A 16648-nucleotide genomic window follows, 5' to 3' on the forward strand; every position below is an offset into this window, starting at 1 on the left:
CTCTTATTTCCCTTGAAATAGTGGCTTTCTTTTTTCTTTAAACGCAGATATTCCTTCTTGATGATCTCTTGTTTCTACCATAAGAACTTGCGTTAGTCTTTCTTGTTCAAGGACTTGTTCTAACGTTAAATGAAAGGAATCGTTGACAATTTTTTTCATTTTCCCATACGCTTTCGTTGGTCCTTGTGATAAGCGACTTGCAAAGGATGTGACCTCATCTTTCAGCTGATTTAACGATACTACACGGTTTAAAAAACCAGCTTTGTAAGCCGTATCGGCATCCATAGGCTCTCCTAAAAATAATAGTTCCTTCGCTCTATGGGGACCAACGACCTTTGTAAGAAAGTAAAGGCCTCCTCCGTCTGAAATCAATCCAACTTGAGAAAAGCTTAATACGAACCGACTTTCTTCTGACGCAATGATAAAGTCAGAGGCAAGAGCTAAATTAAAAGCCGCTCCTGCTGCAAATCCATGAACTGCTGAAATAATTGGCTTCTCTAGATTTTGCATCGCTAAAATACATTCATTTAAACGGCCGATATGTTCATAAACATCAGATCCGGATGCTTGACCCATCGTTTTTACATCGCCTCCGGCAGAAAACGAGCGTCCTGCTCCATTTAATATAACTACTTTAATAGACTCATCGCTTTGTGCCTGTTTTATTTCTGCTGTTAACTTTTCAATCATTTCTTCACTGAATGCATTTAAACGCTCCGGCCGATTTAACGTTAAAGATAAAATAGTCCCCTGCTTTTCTACTACTAAATCACTCATAATTTCAATTCCCTCCTCTTTAATTTGCATTAAACGATAAGCCACCCGCCATCTACTAATAAATCGCTTCCCGTCATATAAGATGCCTCTTCAGACGCTGCAAAAGCAATAACATTTGCAATTTCATCTGGTTTACCTACACGTTTTAAAGCCGTATTTTTTTCGATTGCCTTAGTGAAGCGCTCATTTTCAAGTCCAGGCTGCGTTAAAGGTGTTTCTACGAATCCAGGAGACACAGAGTTTACTCTGACTCCGTGGGGTGCTAACTCAAACGCCATTGCTTTTGTAAAGTTAATTAGACCAGCTTTAGCAGCGCTGTAGTGAGGAATTTGTGCCCCAGCTTTATGTCCTGAAAGAGAAGCGATGTTAACAATAGATCGATTTCCTCCTATTTCTTCAGTTAAAAAAGGAATCAAATGTTTTGTGACAAGAAATACGCTTGTTAAATTGACGTCCTGCACGTGTTTCCACTGTTCAAGCGTTGTTTCTTTGATTGTTGAATTAACTGATCCGCCTGCGTTATTAATTAATAAATGAATTTGTCCGTACTTTTCTTTTATAAACTCAGCCAGCTCTTTGACGTCTTCTTCTTTCGTTACATCAGCTGAGAAAATATCCGTGCATTTTCGTTCACACCGTGTGTCAATAGCCGATGCAGCCTGTACTAGTTTTTCTTTAGTTCGCCCGACAAGAATGAGGCGAGCTCCTTCTTTCGCCATTCTCTGAGCGGTCGCTTCTCCAATGCCGCTTCCAGCTCCTGTAATAACAGCTATTTGCCCTTCAAAACGCATAATATCCCTCCTTATACAACATATCGCCCGCTTTCGATAAATTCACGGGCGATGTCTCGATTGCGCGTGAACTCTCCTTCACTTTGCAAATCATTCATCCATTTTCCAATAATTGTGCGGTACTGTCGGTGTTTTTCACCCGTTAACATTCCGTTTATTAATTGTCGAGCCTGCTTTTCAATTTCAAAGAGTGTTTCACTAACAACCGTTGCTGTCAGCTTGCTTTTCAACTTTTCTTTTTCTTCTCCATTTTTGTTCACGGCTTTTTCCGCGCGCAGCACAGATGACTCTATGGCAAATAGTCCAACAGCAATTTCTGCGAGCTTCATCAGCGTTTCTTGTTCTTGTGCTAGATTGGCGTTAAACGTTTGGAATGCTGTTCCTAACAATGCAAGAAATAAATGTCTTGTGGTAATAACCGCCTGCTTTTCTCTTGCTAGAAGTTCATTTGAAGATATTTCCCACTGACCGCTCATCAATTCACTAACAGCATGTTCTACTTGTTTGCTCAGCTCTATTTCTCCTTTGTCTGCTTTTTTTAGAAGCTGAGTTGGAAGCAAAAGGCGATTGATTTCATTTGTACCTTCAAAAATACGATTGATGCGTGAGTCACGATATACTTGTTCTATTTTATATTCTTGAATAAACCCTGCGCCGCCATGAAGCTGCAGCGCTTCATCGGCAATTAAATCAAGCGTTTCCGATCCGTACACTTTACAAACTGAACATTCCATTGCAAATTCAGCCAGCTGTTTAGCTACTAACTTATGATTTTCACTTTCATATAAGCCACCAAGTGCCTCTTCTAGTAAACCAGCTGTACGGTACTGAATAGATTCAGATGCAAAAATACGAGCCGCCATTTTTGCTATTTTTTCTTTTGAAGCATTAAATTCCGCAATAGCTGTTTTAAACTGCTTGCGTTCTTTTGTATAAGCTAAAGCAAGTTCAAACGCATATTTCGCTGCACCCATACATGCAGAACCTAAGTTAAAACGTCCGAGGTTTAAGACGTTCAACGCAATCAAGTGACCTTTTCCTACTTGTCCAAGTACGTTCTCTACGGGTACTAAGCAATCTTCATAAATAACTGGACGAGTAGACGACCCTTTAATTCCCATTTTCTTTTCTTCTGGCCCGAGAGAGAGTCCTTCAAAACCTTTTTCTACAATAAAAGCGGTAAAATGTTCACCGTCTACTTTTGCATACGTGATGAACGTATCTGAAAAGGCAGCATTGGTAATGTACTGCTTCGTTCCATTTAATACATAATGTGTTTTTTCAGGATTTAATATGGCTTTTGTTTGGGCTGCAAGAGCATCAGAACCTGCTTCTGGCTCTGTCAAACAGTAGGCGCCAATATATTCCCCGCTTGCCAATTTAGGCAAGTATTTTTCTTTTTGCTCCTTGGTGCCAAAATACGTAATAGGAAGTGTCGCAATGCATGTATGATTAGAATGAGCGACTCCATATCCGCTTGTCCGGCCAATGATTTCACCGACGAGTCCTTTGCTTACTTTATCAAGACCTAGTCCTCCATATGTTTCTGGAATACTGTGAGCAAGAAGTCCAAGCTCGCCTGCTTTATGCATCAATTCTACTACTTTATTAAAATCCTGCTGCTCAATGTCATTATGGTAAGGGTCTACTTCTTTTTCAATAAACTGCTTTGCTGTCTGAGCAATCATACGGTGCTCATCCGTTAAGTCTTCGGGTGTATAAACGTGATGCGTAGATGTTTTTTTCAGTAAAAATGATCCGCCTTTTGCTTCGGTTTTCATTTCAGACATATCGTTTCCTCCCCGTTTACTAGCTTTTTTTTCACTACCTTAGGAACTACGGAATAGACGTTTTTCCGGCTTACAAAGCCAATTTCGTCTAGAAAGCCATACTGAGTGAGCATTTCCCCTACGGCTGAGCGCTTTAATATTTCAACAGGTGAATGCTCATAAGCCTCATATAAAAGCAGTGCGGCTTTTGCAGCATCCGTTAAATGAAATGTTTTTAGTTGCAGCAAACAGCTTATGAAGTACCCCGCTCCATATAAATCTTCTAGACAGAAGCGATCGGATGAACCTGAACAAACCAATAAAACAGTTTCATCTTGACTTGGTTGACAAACAGCATTCGCAACCGCTTCTCCGTTTAACAGTGAAGCTGCATATACATGTTTCGCTTTCTCGGCGTTATGGATGGCTACCGTTCCATTAGTGGTAGACAAAATAACTGCTTTATTTTGAACATGCTCCTTTAACGTGCTGGGGTTTGGATCAAAAAAGCCTTCGATCGTTTTCCCTCTATATTCGCCTACAAGCGCAATTTCATCAGGCTTATACGTTTCTGCTTTTTTACGCGCTTCTTCTTCATTTTTTACTGGAATAACTTCTATTGCTCCTTGCTGTAAAGCAGCCGCAATTGTTGATGTAGCTAATAAGACATCAAATATAACAACCGTTTTTCCTTCTAGCTTTTTGGCAAGAAGCTCTTCTTTTTTGAGTATTACGTGAACTTTTCCTTTCATATATGTCCTCGTTCTGTGTGCAGAGCATGAATAATTAGTGTTTTTACATAATCTCCAAATTGTGAAAACCGTTTATCATTTGTTTGGCCTTTTTTATAACGGTAATAAATTTGCTGACAAATGACAGCAAGTTTGAAGTACGCAAATTTTAGGTAAAAGTCAATATGTGAAACATCCCGTCCGCTTTTTTTAGCGTATGCTTCTACAAAATCTCGACGGGAATAAAAGCTTTTTTGCACAGTAACAGGTGGATTTCCAAGTCCTCTTTTCAAAAGTTCAGGATCGCTGTCTTCCATCCAGTAGCTCAGCGCCACTCCCAAATCAGCAAGCGGGTCTCCAACGGTTGTCATTTCCCAGTCAAATAATCCTACAATTTTATTTCCATCCGGTGAAAATAACGTATTGTTAAGCTTATAATCATAGTGAATAATGGTCGAATGCTGTGTAGTGGGGATGTGTGTGGTCAACCATTTTTTTAGGGCTTCTACTTCCGGTATGTCACTTGTTTTTGATTTTTCATAACGATGAATCCAGCCGTGTACCTGACGTTCTAAAAATCCTTCGGGCTTGCTGATTTTTTCAAGAAGCGTGCCTTTGTAAGGAACATCATGAAGTTGAACAAGGACATCCACCATTTGTTCTGAGATACAACGGCAAAGTTCGTTAGTTCCTTTCACGTCTTCTGGAAACGCTGTGTCGATGAGAATACCGTGCTTTCTCTCCATTAAAAAAAAGGATTTCCCAACCACCGTCTCATCTTCACAAAACACATACGGCCTAGGAGCGAGAGGGAAAGACTTCGATAAAACAGATAAAATCTTGTATTCTCTTTGCATGTCATGCGCTTTTGGCGCAACTGGCCCAAAGGGAGGGCGTCTCAACACCGCCTCCCACTCTCCGACTGAAAGAGCGTAGGTTAAATTGGACGCACCTGATCCAAATTGCTTGATTAAAAGAGGCTCTGTAGGTAAATCAGGAACCGAAACACGGAGAAACTGATGCAGTTTTTCCGTGTTTAATTCCTCTCCTTTTCGTACAGGAATGATTTGTGACATTCTTTTACCACCTGCTTTTTTATAGTTAAACAGCTACTTTATAATTCATCAAAAACTGCTTAATGTCCGCTGGAATAGAAACGCTTTTTTGTGCATCAAAATCAAAGTACACGATGACAGCTTCTCCTTTAGCAATCAGCGATCCCGTCTTGCTGTCGGTAATTTCATGTCCAATTGTAAAGCTTTTATTGCCGACATTAGATACAAAGGTTTTAATCATTAGCACTTGATTAAAATAACCTTGCGCAACAAAATCACATTTAGTAGACGCTAAAATATACTCCCACTTTTCTGTATGCATGGATGCTCCCATTTCTTCAAAAAAAGCAATCCGGGCCTCTTCTAAATAAATGAAATAGCTCGTATTGTTAATGTGACCGAGTGCGTCTGTTTCGCAAAAGCGCACTTTGACCTGTGTTTCATACATGATCTTCTCCTCCTTTACTTATGTGAAAAAACAGCGGGACGCTTTTCAATAAATGCTGATACTCCTTCTTTAATATCTTCTGTTTGAAAGACTTCTTCAAACAGCTCTGCCTCAAGTTCAAGACCTTCAGATAATGTACGATTTATTCCTTCGTTTACCGCTGTCTTAATTCGAGAAAGTGACGGAAGAGAGTGACGGTTAAATTTCTTAGCCAGCTCTTTTGCTTTTTCGAGCCCTTTTCCTTTAGGCATGACATGATTGACAAAGCCTGCATGAAGCGCTTCTTCTGCAGAAACAGGACTGCCGGCAAACATCCACTCTTTAGCTTTAGAAACGCCGATTACGCGTGGAAGACGCTGAGTTCCGCCGCCTCCAGGAAACAATCCGAGCTTCACTTCCGGAAGACCGATTTGAGCATGTTCTTCGGCAATGCGTATATCAGCGGTTAGTGAAAGTTCGCATCCTCCTCCAAACGTTAAACCGTTTAACACGACAATTGTTGGTTTTTCAATGTTTTCAAGTTTTTGCAAAACACGATGGGTTTTCATAAACTCTTCTTTAATGCCGCTTTGCCCCATTAACTGAGGAAACTCTTTAATATCAGCTCCAGCCATAAACGCCCGCTCGCCCGCTCCTGTTAAAATGATTGTAATTACATCCGGATCTTTACTAAGCTCTTCATACGTTTCTTCAAGCTGCTGCACAACAGTCTGGCTCATTACATTTAAAGGCGGGTTATCAATGGTTACAATTGCCGTTTTCTCCTCTTTTTCAACACGTACAAATTTTTTCATCATTACTTCACTCCTTGTGTGTGGTATGTGTAAAAACCTTTTCCTGTTTTGCGTCCAAGCTCGCCTTTTTGAACTTTTTCTTCAATGCACGCAGCTGGCTTGTCCTCTGGATCCCCCGTTTCGCTATAGCGCTGCTGCATCACAAAATATCCGACGTCAATTCCCGAGAGATCCATCAATTCAAAAGGACCGATCGGGTGATTGAGCGCTTTTTTGCAAATCGTATCAATGTCTTCAAAATTTGCGTATCCATTTTCGTAAAGGAAAACGGCTTCTTTTTGCAACGCTCCTAAAATTCGATTGGCAATAAAACCTGAGATTTCTTTTTTCAGAAGGACTGCTGTACGATTAATTTGCTTGCAAACTTCCATTGTCGTTTGAGCTGTTTTTTCACTTGTCTTTTCACTCATCACAACTTCTACGCAGTCCATTACAAGGGGAGGAAAAAAGAAATGCATGTTAACGATTTGCTCTGGACGGTTTGTTGCACTTGCAATAAGCGAGTTAACAATTGTTGAACTATTCGATGCTAAAATGGCGTGACTTGGTGCGTACTCATCTATTTCTTTAAAGACACTTTGTTTTACATCTAACTTTTCTACCACAGCTTCAATTACAAAATCAGCATTTGAAACCGCTTCCTTTAATGTGTTTGTAAAAGACAATCTTCGAAATGCGGCTTCTTTAGCCTCAGAAGAGATTTTTCCTTTATGAACCCACTTGCCTATAATCGCTTCCAGCTTATTTTTTGCATCAATGAGTGATTGTTCATTCATATCTTGAATAATTGTTTCATATCCTCCAAGTGCACAAAGCATACCGATCTGATGTCCCATTTGTCCTGCTCCAATAACAGCAATACGCTGTATGTCTTTACTATTCATGTTATAGCCTCCTTTTAATATAAAAGGAGAGAAAGAGCTTATACTTTCCCGCCTTTTACGAGCACTGTCTAGCCTATCAGCTACTGTGACTGAATACCTTTCACCAGCATCTTATAAAAAATAGCCGCAACTTCTCGATCTGATTTTTCTCCATCCGCCTGAAACCAAAAATAGCTCCAATTTGTCATTCCTAATATGCCTAGCGTCACGATATCTGAAGGCAAATCTGAACGGAACTGCCCTGCTTCTATTCCTTTTTCAATAATTTCTTGTACGTTTTCTTTAAAACGATCGCGCTTTGGAATGATTTGTTCTAAGTGTTCTTCACTCAAATGACGCATCTCTCTAAAAAACACTTTAGCTCGAAGACCTTCTTTCTCAATATCATGAACAAGTTTAAAAATAATGCTGTGAAGCTTTTCTGGATAAGATGTTGTCTTATCTGCAAGAATCGTCTCTTGGTTTTCTATTAATCTTTCAATATATTGAAGGTGAATATCCATTAAAAGCTCTTGTTTGCTTTTAAAATAATAATAAAACGTTCCTTTTGTGACGTTTAATTCATTTACAATATCTTGAATAGACGTTTCTTTGAAACCTTTTTGAGCAAAAAGCTGAATGCTTCGTTCCATCATCAAATCTTTCATCGTCAAACCCTCTCTGTCTTTTCTCATTTTCACAAATTATACCATGGCTTAGAGGGAGCTTTTGAAAAAGTTTGTTTATGTTCAGCTTATTTACATCGTTTCTTTCACCACTTCTTCTCGTAGTGCCCGTCGTAAAATTTTCCCTACATTGGTCTTAGGAAGCTCAGCGCGAAACTCAAAGATTCGCGGAATTTTGTAAGCGGCAAGGTGATGTCGACAATAAGAAGTAAGCTCTTCTTCGGAAAGAGATTTCCCTTCTTTCACTACCAAAATCGCTTTAATCGTTTCTCCTCTGTAAGGGTGCGGCACACCAATTACAACGGCTTCTTTAATGTGGCTGTGTTCATATAAGACTTCTTCAATATCTCGAGGATACACATTAAAACCACTCGCAATAATCATATCTTTTTTGCGATCAACAATGGATAAATACCCGTCTTCATCTATCTGTCCAATGTCTCCTGTGTACAGCCAGCCGTTTCTAAGCGCGTGAGCCGTCTCTTCAGGTTGATTCCAATAGCCCTTCATAACTTGAGGGCCTTTAATCACTATTTCTCCAAGCTCTTCTCTTGGCAGTTCTTTTGTTCCGGTAGCCACGTCTACAATTTTATAAGCAGTTTGCGGAACGCCAAGTCCGACTGTACCTGGCTTTCTCTCACAAAACGGCAGGTTACAATGCGTGACAGGGGATGCTTCTGATAAGCCGTACCCTTCTAACACTTTAGCACCCGTTTTTCGTTCGAACTCTTTCATCAGCTCAATAGGCATCGGCGCACTGCCGCTGTTGCAGATGCGAATACTTTCGATGTTGTATTCTTCTGCCCGCGGATGATTTGTAATAGCAACATACATAGTTGGCACGCCAGGAAAAATACTAGGCTGCTCTTTTTTTATTGTATTTAGTACTTCTTCCAAATCAAAACGCGGCAATAGCAATATTTCATTTCCGCAAAGAATCGATAAATGCATACAGGAAGTCATGCCAAATACGTGAAATAATGGAATAACGGTTAAGCATTTTTCTTTTCCTAATTCAATATCATGCTTAAATATTTCGTATGATTGAACTGCGTTTGTGTAAATGTTTGTATGTGTAAGCATCGCACCTTTAGATGGTCCGGTCGTTCCTCCCGTATACTGAAGAACAGCGATATCGTGTCCTGGATGGATGACCGGCTGATTAAATTCATGCTTGATGGTTAAAAAATCTAGGAAGGAAAGGTCTGGTGATGTAGGAACAAAAGGTTTTTGCAAGCTGACAGTTATCGCTTCTTCTATATCAACGCGGTTTCTTATCTCTTGAAGTCTCGTATAAAAATCATCGAGCAGAATTATTTTTTTTGCCCCGGAATCGTTTAAAATATGCTCTAGCTCTTGTTCGACAAGCATAGGGTTGACCTGAGTCACAATGCCGCCCGCTGCTACAATGCCGAAATAGCTTATTATATATTGCGGACAGTTTGGCAGCATAATTGCTACACGATCTCCTTTTTTAATCCCTTTTTTCTGTAGTGCTCCTGCAAATACGCGAACTGAGTGATACAGCTCCTGGTACGTTAACGTATGCTGATACATGCGCGTTGCCGTGTGAGCAGGATAACGTTCGGCTGTTTCTTTCAGCATATCAAATAGTGAAGTATCTTCGATGTGAATGTCATGAGTGTAAGCTTCTGGATAAGGTGTAAACCATTTTTTAACGTCTTCCATCAAGTTACTCCTTTCTTATTCACATAGCATGAACTCCACCGTCTACTGTCAGAATATCTCCCGTAATATAATTAGACGCCGCAGAAGCAAGAAAAACAGCCGCTCCTTTTAAATCAGCTTCGGAGCCAAAGCGTTTTAAAGGGGTTTGACTCAGAAAATAACCTTTACCTTGTTCCATAATCGCACCTGACATTTTAGTAGGGAAAAATCCCGGCGCAATCGCATTAACTTGAATATTATGCTGTCCCCATTTGACAGCTAAATCTTTCGTAAACGTAATGACCGCTCCTTTACTCGTGTTGTACCCGATTGTATCCATGTACTGAGGATCTGTTCCTCCAAGACCGGCAATTGAAGCAATGTTAATAATCTTGCCAGCTTTTTGTTTAATCATTTCTTTTCCAGCTTCTTGGGACATTAAAAACGTTCCTGTAACATTAATATTCATCACTTTTTGCCATGCTTCAAGAGGCATTTCTTCAACTGGAGCACCCCACGTAGCTCCGCTGTTATTAATTAAAATATCAATACGTCCAAATTTTTCAATCGTTTGATGCACGACATTTTTAATATCTTCAGGCTGACTGATGTCGCATGCTAAAGCGAGGGTTTTTACGCCTGTAGTGGCCAATCGATCGGCCACTTGCTGACATGCTTCTTTTTTTCTCGAACATAGAACAATATTTGCCCCTGCCTCTGCAAGCCCTTCTGCCATTTGTTCTCCTAATCCTCTACCTCCGCCGGTAATAATAGCTGTTTTCCCAGTTAAATCAAACAAATCCTTTATGTGCATATGTTGCCTCCTTTTCTTGATAGGATTTTAATTCAAGTCTTGCAAGCTGAGCTTTGTGCACTTCGTCTGGACCATCAGCGAGGCGAAGAGTGCGGGCATTTGCCCAAAGTGCCGCAAGCGGCGTGTCTTCTGAAACACCTGCTGCTCCAAATGCTTGAATAGCACGATCAATGACTTTTAAAGCCATAGCAGGAGCCATTACTTTAATCATAGCAATTTCTTTCCGCGCTTTTTTATTTCCAACTGTGTCCATCATATAAGCAGCTTTTAATGTTAATAAGCGAGCTTGCTCAATTTCAATACGCGATTCTGCCACCCATTCTTGAATAACCCCTTGCTGGGAAAGCAACTTATTAAAAGTAGAACGATTTTGAATACGCTTACATAATTCTTCAAGCGCTCTTTCCGCTGCTCCTATTAGCCGCATGCAGTGATGAATACGTCCAGGACCCAATCTGCCTTGAGCGATAGCAAATCCTTTGCCTTCGCCTAAAAGCATATTAGACGCTGGCACACGCACATTGTCATAATGAATTTCAGCATGTCCATGAGGAGCGTGATCGTATCCAAAGACTGGCAGCATTCGTTCAATTTTAACTCCTGGAGTATTTAATGGAACTAGAATCATAGACTGCTGTTCATATTTAGATGCGGTAAAATCGCTTTTTCCCATGACAATAGCAATTTTGCAACGAGGATCTCCCGCACCTGAAGACCACCATTTTCTTCCATTTATTACATATTCATTGCCTTCTCTTACAATACTGCACTGAATGTTTGTGGCATCAGAAGAACCTACATCTGGTTCTGTCATAGAAAAGCAGGAGCGAATGTCTCCATTTAACAGCGGCTTTAACCATTTTTCTTTCTGTTCGGACGTTCCGTATCGAACCAGTACTTCCATATTGCCGGTGTCAGGAGCTCCGCAATTAAAAGCTTCTGGTCCAATAATAGAACGGCCCATAATTTCGCAAAGAGGGGCATATTCGACATTTGTTAGACCCGCTCCGTATTCGCTTTCTGGCAAAAATAAGTTCCATAATCCAGCTTGCTTTGCTTTTTCTTTTAACTCTTCCATGATCGGAGGAACAGCTGACCATCTAGATGGCTGTTCATTCAGCTGTTGTTCGTATAGCCGTTCATTTGGGTAAATATGCTCTTCCATAAAAGAGGTCAATTCTTTTTGCAGCTTCACTACTTTATCAGAGTAAGAAAAATACACGGTAGTCCCTCGCTTTCATTTACTTACTAACCGGTTGGTATGTTACATATTCAATCATAAATGAAGGGAAATAATTCAGCAAGACATTTTTAGAAAAATTCTAAATATTATATTATTTAAAAATAAAAAAAGAGAGGTTTTAACCTCTCTTTTTACGCGGATGTCATTTCCTCAAATACGGCTGATACCTTTTCAAACTCATCGTCATCTTCAATTGAAGACCATTCACCATCATCTTCAATTTTCAAAAAGAAAACATCAATTTCTTCTTCTGTTTCAATTAAAACTTCTTCCACAAACGCAACAGCAATATAATCGTGCCCTTCAATCGTCATTTTTCCAAGCACTTCAATATCTTGCTCTTGATCATTTTCATCTAAAATTGTAAAAATCTCTCCCGTTTCAATGCGTTCCATCTTATTCCCTCCTATTTTAATCTCATTATTCGTTCACTAACATGTATTCCCCTTTAGAAAAGGTTTCATGCTTATAAAAGTAGAATCTACTTTTTAAAAGGCAAAAGAATGTCTACGGTAGTTCCTTTTCCAAGTTCACTTACAAAGTTAATTTCTCCTCTATGTTCTCGAATGATCTTATAACACACCATCAGTCCAAGCCCCGTTCCTTTCTCTTTGGTACTATAAAAAGGCTTTCCTAAATGCTGCATTCTTTCCTGCGTGATGCCTGGCCCCTCGTCGCTAAACCGGACAACAAGGTTCTCCTGATTAAATCTTTTTAGTTGAATCGTTACGGTTCCTCCACTTGGCATAGATTCGACTGCATTTTTAAATATATTGCTAAACACCTGTTTCAACTGATTTTCTTCGCATAATACGAGAGGAAGATGAAGATCAATTTCTTTTTTTACGTGAATTTTCTCCGTAATCCCCTGCACCTCAGCTAGCTTTAAAGTATTCTCTAAAATATCTTGGACATGTTTGTCCCTGTAGGTTTTCGCCTGAGGCTTTGCAAGACTCAAGAACTCATCAGTAATCAATTCAATTCTATCTAACTCATGATTTATCATTTCTACATAGTAAGGCTGACCGCTCGTTTCTTTTAATAACTGCATAAATCCTTTTACCGCCGTCAGAGGGTTTCGAATTTCGTGAGCTATGCCAGCTGCTAATTGTCCGACTAAGGAAAGCTGAGCGGATTCACGCAGCAATTTTTCAGTTTTTTTACGTTCTGTAATATCACGAAACAAAACTTGAATGGCCTGCTTTCCCATATAGGGAATAGGAAAAGCAATGGTTTCGGCATCAATCGTATGACCGTCTTTATGAATAAACTTCTCTTCCTGTAGGTCTACAGATTTATTTTCTGTTTTCATTCGATAAATTCGCTGTTTTACCACATCATAGTAATCAGGGTGAACAAACTGATAAACACACGCTCCTAATACGTCTTGAGGACTTTTGTATCCTAGCGCTTTGGCTCCTGCAGGGTTGATGTAATCAATTTTCCCTTCACTATGAACGATAATCGCTTCCGGCGATAACTCAATCAAGCTTCGGTAGCGTTCTTCGCTTTCTTTTAAAGCCGTTTCAGCCTGCTTTCGTGATGTTATATCTCGATAGACAAAAGCAATGCATAGCGGCCAATCATTCATATTTTCAACGCGGAATAGTGTGACGCTTACATTAATTAAATGACCGTCTTTATGCTGTCTGACCGTCTCAAATTCCGTTTTCGATTCCCCTGATTGAATGGTCTTATGAAGTTCGCACACTGGCTCCTTTAAAAACGAAGGTATAATTGGAAGAGGCTTTTGATAAATTTCTTCAAACGTCCAGCCAAATGTATTCTCAAACGCAGGGTTCACTTGAAGCGTTTTACCTTCTAAGTCAACGACAGCAACAGCATCTGCGTTATGATAAATAAAAGGCTGAATCTGTTCTTTCTTCTCCTGATAACTAGTTATATTCACGCAATGCCCCATAATTTCAGGCTTTTCTGTGTAAGATAAAGGGGTTAAGTTTACTACATAGCGTTTATCATTTATTTGAAGCTCGTACATAAGCTTTTTCTTTTTGTTTAGTGCTTCGAAAAAATGCTCATACGAGACCCATTCTTCTAGAGGTATTTTTTGCTCATGAACGCTTTCACCTTGATACATACTGTAAACAAGATGGTCATCTTTTTGTTTGTAAGCAAATATGATTCCTAGCGCCTCAGCTGAATGATTTTCTGCATGTAATCGGACTATTTTTTTATTTTCGTTCATCGTTCGTATTTACCTACCCCTCACTAGCATCTTTCCTACTCGTTCTAATTCTCTTAATTTTACATGAGGATTTTAGAATTTACTAGATAAAGAAGCGGATATTTTCCATTCACTCACATAAAAAAACGCCTGTAAAGGCGCTTTTTTATGTGAATATGAATTACTTTGAATGATGCATTTTATGACAGTGTCGCTTCGGAACAAAACCATTTTTCTCCATATGCTGATAGCGATTTTCCATATGTGAAGAAATGTTTTGACTCTCCGTTTTGCTTAGCACACCGTACTCCACATATTTTGAAAGTATTTCTTTCTTTTTTGCTAGCATTTCTTTGTACAGCACGGACAATTCCTGCTTTTGCTGAGACGTTAGCTGCACGTCTTTTGTTTCTGGCTGAGGATTGTTTTCTGCTAATACAGGCGTCGCGCTCATAAATAAAAAAGCTGCTGCTGCACTTATCATAATCTTTCGCAAACAATCTACTTCCTTTCATCATATAGTAGTTATAGTTTACGAACTTCTATTTGTTTTCATTCATTCTGTTTGCTTAAGACTCGATAGCTCCTCCTACATCATAGTCGCTAAGATCAATTTCCATTTCCATTTCAAGTGCTAATTTAGCAAGCTCTGAACCAAGATAAGGACCCGACGTTAAGCCTGAAGCTCCGAGACCATTCGCTACTAGTATTCCTTCGTAAGCCGGAAGAGTTCCAATGACTGGCAAGAAGCCTGGAGTAAATGGTCGAAACCCTACCCTTGTTTCTAAGACTGTGCTTTCTGTTAAGCCGGGAGCAATTGATAAGGCCTTTGAAAAAATCTCATGAAGCCCCCCAACAGTTACTCTCAAGTCATAACCCGTGTCGTTTTCATGTGTTGCTCCAATGACAATTTGACCTTGTTCAAATGAAAGAATATATTGGTCGCTTGGAGGCATCACAACGGGCCAGTCTTTTGTATCTACATCAGGGAGATGCAAGTGGACAATTTGTGCTTTTTGAAAGCTTGCTAAAAATTTCACTCCAAGAGGCTCTAGTAATTGATTTGCCCACGCTCCTGCTGTTACGATTGTTGTACTTGCTAGAAGGGTTTGTCCATTTACGGAAACGCCCGTTACTTGATTATTTTCATAAAGTAGTTCTGCGTTTCCTTCTATTATTTTTGCACCGTTTTTCTTCGCTGCATTCACAAGTGCGTTTCGAAGAGCTCTTCCGTTAACGCGAGCGGCTCCACTAATATGAACTGAACTGTATTCTTTCGAAAGAACGGGAAACAAAGCCTGTGTTTCTTTAGCGGATAAACGTGTAATCTCGCCTATTTCGGGAGCTTCTTCCCGACGCTTATATGCTCTTTCTTCCATTTTTTTAAGCTTTTGCTCATCAGTATGTAAGCTAATTGCTCCTACTCGCTTATATCCCGTATCCGTTTCTCCATCTTCTTCTAAGTGCTGAATTAATGTTCGATAGTACTTGGCGCCGCCTTTTGCTAAGCGGTACCATGCTTTATTTCGACGCTGCGAAAGCCATGGACAAACAATTCCTGCTGCTGCATCAGTAGCTTGACCCGCATCCTTGCGATCTATCAATGTCACATCTGCTCCTGCTTTTGCTAAATGATATGCTGTAGAAGCTCCAAGTATCCCAGCTCCAACTACGATGTATGTTTTCATACCAAAACACCCTTTTCTTTCTTCTAGTATTCTTATGCCATTATGTACGCAATTTTAGCATAGCAAAAAAAGAAGTCACATACTAGGTGAAGCTATTTTGAGCTTATTTTTGAGTCTTGCTGAATTTGACGTATTGCTCCTTTCATTTAAGCTCCTTTACCAAGACTATAGCAGGATGAAGCGAAACATAAATAGTGATAGTACATTTTTAACGCTTTTCTATTATAGGTTCTGAATAAAAAGATAAAAGAATAAAACCACTATAATATGTAAATAAAAAGAAATAACCATTATTTTAAGGAGAGCGTATGCAATCTTCATTTGTATTATTTTTCATCATTCTTGGTTTACTATTTGGCAAGTGGCGGAGATATCAAGAATACTATCCTACTTTGTTGTTTTGGATCACGGGGAATTTGCTTTATGAAGTGCTGCTGTTTCATCACCGCGTATGGGTATTTCACCCTGTTGGTATTGATCACCTTTTTCTACCCGATCACCTAATGGTTTCCCTTGGAATAACCTTAATTATTTATCCGTTTGTTATACCGGTTTTTTTAGGAAGGCTGCCGTTGCATGTAAGCGGCCGGCTGTGGTGGATTCTTTTGTGGGCGCTTTTATTTACTGTGATTGAGTTCATTGCTTATGTTAATCACAGTATCACTCATCATTATGGATGGTCGCTGCTGTGTTCTTTTCTCTTCAATGTTGTCACGTTCTCACTTTTAATCATTCATCAGAAGACAGCACTGGCTGCTTGGATTCTATCTGGAAGCTTTATAGCTTTTTTATTTATTTTTTTTGATATTCCTATGCCTTAACTTTTCATTGACTAGACAGAGGAAAAGGAAATATAATAGGAGTTACATTTAAATATAATTTTCCTCTCTGAGAATAGAGGTGCATGAAATCAAGAGTCACTTATTAGAGACTAATGGAGTCTGTGAAGATAAGTAAAAGGGATTTCGTGCCGAAGTATATAGACATCCATTGTGTTCATATACTGGTTCAGTATTGAATAAATGCTGAGCTGTCACAAACCATTTGGTTTGTGGAGAGCTATTGAAGAGATGTTGATGCCTAGAATGTAATAATACTTTATTATTATGAAACCAAGACGCGTGAACATCACTTCA

The 16648-nt window shown here is 39.5% G+C and carries 17 protein-coding genes and 1 riboswitch; of the genes, 1 reads left to right on the forward strand and 16 read right to left on the reverse strand.

Going from position 1 to position 16648, the window contains the following annotated elements:
- Positions 1–3: 3 nt before the first annotated feature.
- From LAV82_RS18395 to LAV82_RS18470, 16 genes are all read right to left on the reverse strand, one after another.
- On the reverse strand, positions 4–777 hold the full coding sequence (locus LAV82_RS18395) for an enoyl-CoA hydratase/isomerase family protein (RefSeq protein WP_029321785.1): 774 nt from the start codon (positions 775–777) through the stop codon (positions 4–6).
- 29 nt (positions 778–806) lie between these two features.
- Entirely contained in the window at positions 807–1568 is a 762-nt protein-coding gene (locus LAV82_RS18400) for an SDR family NAD(P)-dependent oxidoreductase (protein WP_211079324.1), read from the reverse strand.
- 11 nt (positions 1569–1579) lie between these two features.
- Positions 1580–3358 carry an acyl-CoA dehydrogenase FadE gene (locus tag LAV82_RS18405; RefSeq protein ID WP_211079323.1) on the reverse strand — a complete coding sequence of 593 codons (1779 nt, stop codon included), beginning with the start codon at positions 3356–3358 and terminating at the stop codon, positions 1580–1582.
- Positions 3346–4089 (reverse strand): 2-phosphosulfolactate phosphatase, encoded by a 744-nt coding sequence (locus LAV82_RS18410; protein ID WP_013057059.1) that lies wholly within the window; start codon positions 4087–4089, stop codon positions 3346–3348. Before LAV82_RS18410 ends, LAV82_RS18405 begins: the two co-directional genes overlap by 13 nt.
- Positions 4086–5144, reverse strand: a complete 1059-nt coding sequence (locus LAV82_RS18415; protein WP_499716677.1) for a phosphotransferase family protein — start codon at positions 5142–5144, stop codon at positions 4086–4088. Before LAV82_RS18415 ends, LAV82_RS18410 begins: the two co-directional genes overlap by 4 nt.
- A 25-nt stretch (positions 5145–5169) precedes the next feature.
- Positions 5170–5571, reverse strand: coding sequence for an acyl-CoA thioesterase (locus LAV82_RS18420; RefSeq protein ID WP_013057057.1), 402 nt, complete (start codon positions 5569–5571; stop codon positions 5170–5172).
- Positions 5572–5585: 14 nt separating this feature from the next.
- Positions 5586–6368 carry an enoyl-CoA hydratase gene (locus LAV82_RS18425; protein ID WP_140456816.1) on the reverse strand — a complete coding sequence of 261 codons (783 nt, stop codon included), beginning with the start codon at positions 6366–6368 and terminating at the stop codon, positions 5586–5588.
- Entirely contained in the window at positions 6368–7249 is an 882-nt protein-coding gene (locus LAV82_RS18430; protein ID WP_029321774.1) for a 3-hydroxyacyl-CoA dehydrogenase family protein, read from the reverse strand. Before LAV82_RS18430 ends, LAV82_RS18425 begins: the two co-directional genes overlap by 1 nt.
- An 80-nt stretch (positions 7250–7329) precedes the next feature.
- Complete coding sequence (locus tag LAV82_RS18435; protein WP_499716678.1) at positions 7330–7896, reverse strand: TetR/AcrR family transcriptional regulator; 567 nt, start codon at positions 7894–7896, stop codon at positions 7330–7332.
- A 90-nt stretch (positions 7897–7986) separates the two neighbouring features.
- Positions 7987–9603, reverse strand: coding sequence for a long-chain-fatty-acid--CoA ligase (locus LAV82_RS18440; protein WP_499716679.1), 1617 nt, complete (start codon positions 9601–9603; stop codon positions 7987–7989).
- A gap of 19 nt (positions 9604–9622) precedes the next feature.
- Positions 9623–10396 carry an SDR family oxidoreductase gene (locus tag LAV82_RS18445; RefSeq protein ID WP_078081843.1) on the reverse strand — a complete coding sequence of 258 codons (774 nt, stop codon included), beginning with the start codon at positions 10394–10396 and terminating at the stop codon, positions 9623–9625.
- Complete coding sequence (locus LAV82_RS18450; RefSeq protein WP_140456815.1) at positions 10374–11618, reverse strand: acyl-CoA dehydrogenase; 1245 nt, start codon at positions 11616–11618, stop codon at positions 10374–10376. Before LAV82_RS18450 ends, LAV82_RS18445 begins: the two co-directional genes overlap by 23 nt.
- A 152-nt stretch (positions 11619–11770) precedes the next feature.
- Positions 11771–12034 carry a DUF1292 domain-containing protein gene (locus LAV82_RS18455; protein ID WP_013057050.1) on the reverse strand — a complete coding sequence of 88 codons (264 nt, stop codon included), beginning with the start codon at positions 12032–12034 and terminating at the stop codon, positions 11771–11773.
- An 86-nt stretch (positions 12035–12120) separates the two neighbouring features.
- On the reverse strand, positions 12121–13845 hold the full coding sequence (locus LAV82_RS18460; protein WP_013057049.1) for a PAS domain-containing sensor histidine kinase: 1725 nt from the start codon (positions 13843–13845) through the stop codon (positions 12121–12123).
- Between the two features lie 160 nt (positions 13846–14005).
- The gene (locus tag LAV82_RS18465) at positions 14006–14320 is read right to left on the reverse strand and encodes a YckD family protein (RefSeq protein WP_013057048.1); all 315 of its coding nucleotides are present in this window, start codon (positions 14318–14320) and stop codon (positions 14006–14008) included.
- Positions 14321–14393: 73 nt separating this feature from the next.
- Positions 14394–15512, reverse strand: a complete 1119-nt coding sequence (locus LAV82_RS18470; protein WP_499716680.1) for an NAD(P)/FAD-dependent oxidoreductase — start codon at positions 15510–15512, stop codon at positions 14394–14396.
- Between the two features lie 308 nt (positions 15513–15820).
- Here LAV82_RS18470 and LAV82_RS18475 point away from each other — a divergent pair, with 308 nt between their 5' ends.
- Complete coding sequence (locus LAV82_RS18475) at positions 15821–16333, forward strand: CBO0543 family protein (RefSeq protein ID WP_029321764.1); 513 nt, start codon at positions 15821–15823, stop codon at positions 16331–16333.
- Positions 16334–16399: 66 nt separating this feature from the next.
- Positions 16400–16582: riboswitch (Lysine riboswitch) on the forward strand.
- The last annotated feature ends 66 nt before the right edge of the window (positions 16583–16648 follow it).

Source organism: Bacillus sp. ILBB4, assembly GCF_035064545.1.
Classification (GTDB): Bacteria; Bacillota; Bacilli; order Bacillales; family Bacillaceae_H; genus Priestia.

Excerpts from the sequence above, each read along its gene's own strand:
- LAV82_RS18440 (WP_499716679.1), bottom strand. The coding sequence starts at position 9,603 with ATGGAAGACGTTAAAAAATGGTTTACACCTTATCCAGAAGCTTACACT.
- LAV82_RS18405 (WP_211079323.1), bottom strand. The coding sequence starts at position 3,358 with ATGTCTGAAATGAAAACCGAAGCAAAAGGCGGATCATTTTTACTGAAA.
- LAV82_RS18420 (WP_013057057.1), bottom strand. The coding sequence starts at position 5,571 with ATGTATGAAACACAGGTCAAAGTGCGCTTTTGCGAAACAGACGCACTC.
- LAV82_RS18430 (WP_029321774.1), bottom strand. The coding sequence starts at position 7,249 with ATGAATAGTAAAGACATACAGCGTATTGCTGTTATTGGAGCAGGACAA.
- LAV82_RS18400 (WP_211079324.1), bottom strand. The coding sequence starts at position 1,568 with ATGCGTTTTGAAGGGCAAATAGCTGTTATTACAGGAGCTGGAAGCGGC.
- LAV82_RS18415 (WP_499716677.1), bottom strand. The coding sequence starts at position 5,144 with ATGTCACAAATCATTCCTGTACGAAAAGGAGAGGAATTAAACACGGAA.
- LAV82_RS18475 (WP_029321764.1), top strand. The coding sequence starts at position 15,821 with ATGCAATCTTCATTTGTATTATTTTTCATCATTCTTGGTTTACTATTT.
- LAV82_RS18445 (WP_078081843.1), bottom strand. The coding sequence starts at position 10,396 with ATGCACATAAAGGATTTGTTTGATTTAACTGGGAAAACAGCTATTATT.
- LAV82_RS18425 (WP_140456816.1), bottom strand. The coding sequence starts at position 6,368 with ATGATGAAAAAATTTGTACGTGTTGAAAAAGAGGAGAAAACGGCAATT.
- LAV82_RS18455 (WP_013057050.1), bottom strand. The coding sequence starts at position 12,034 with ATGGAACGCATTGAAACGGGAGAGATTTTTACAATTTTAGATGAAAAT.
- LAV82_RS18460 (WP_013057049.1), bottom strand. The coding sequence starts at position 13,845 with ATGAACGAAAATAAAAAAATAGTCCGATTACATGCAGAAAATCATTCA.
- LAV82_RS18435 (WP_499716678.1), bottom strand. The coding sequence starts at position 7,896 with ATGAAAGATTTGATGATGGAACGAAGCATTCAGCTTTTTGCTCAAAAA.
- LAV82_RS18410 (WP_013057059.1), bottom strand. The coding sequence starts at position 4,089 with ATGAAAGGAAAAGTTCACGTAATACTCAAAAAAGAAGAGCTTCTTGCC.
- LAV82_RS18395 (WP_029321785.1), bottom strand. The coding sequence starts at position 777 with ATGAGTGATTTAGTAGTAGAAAAGCAGGGGACTATTTTATCTTTAACG.
- LAV82_RS18470 (WP_499716680.1), bottom strand. The coding sequence starts at position 15,512 with ATGAAAACATACATCGTAGTTGGAGCTGGGATACTTGGAGCTTCTACA.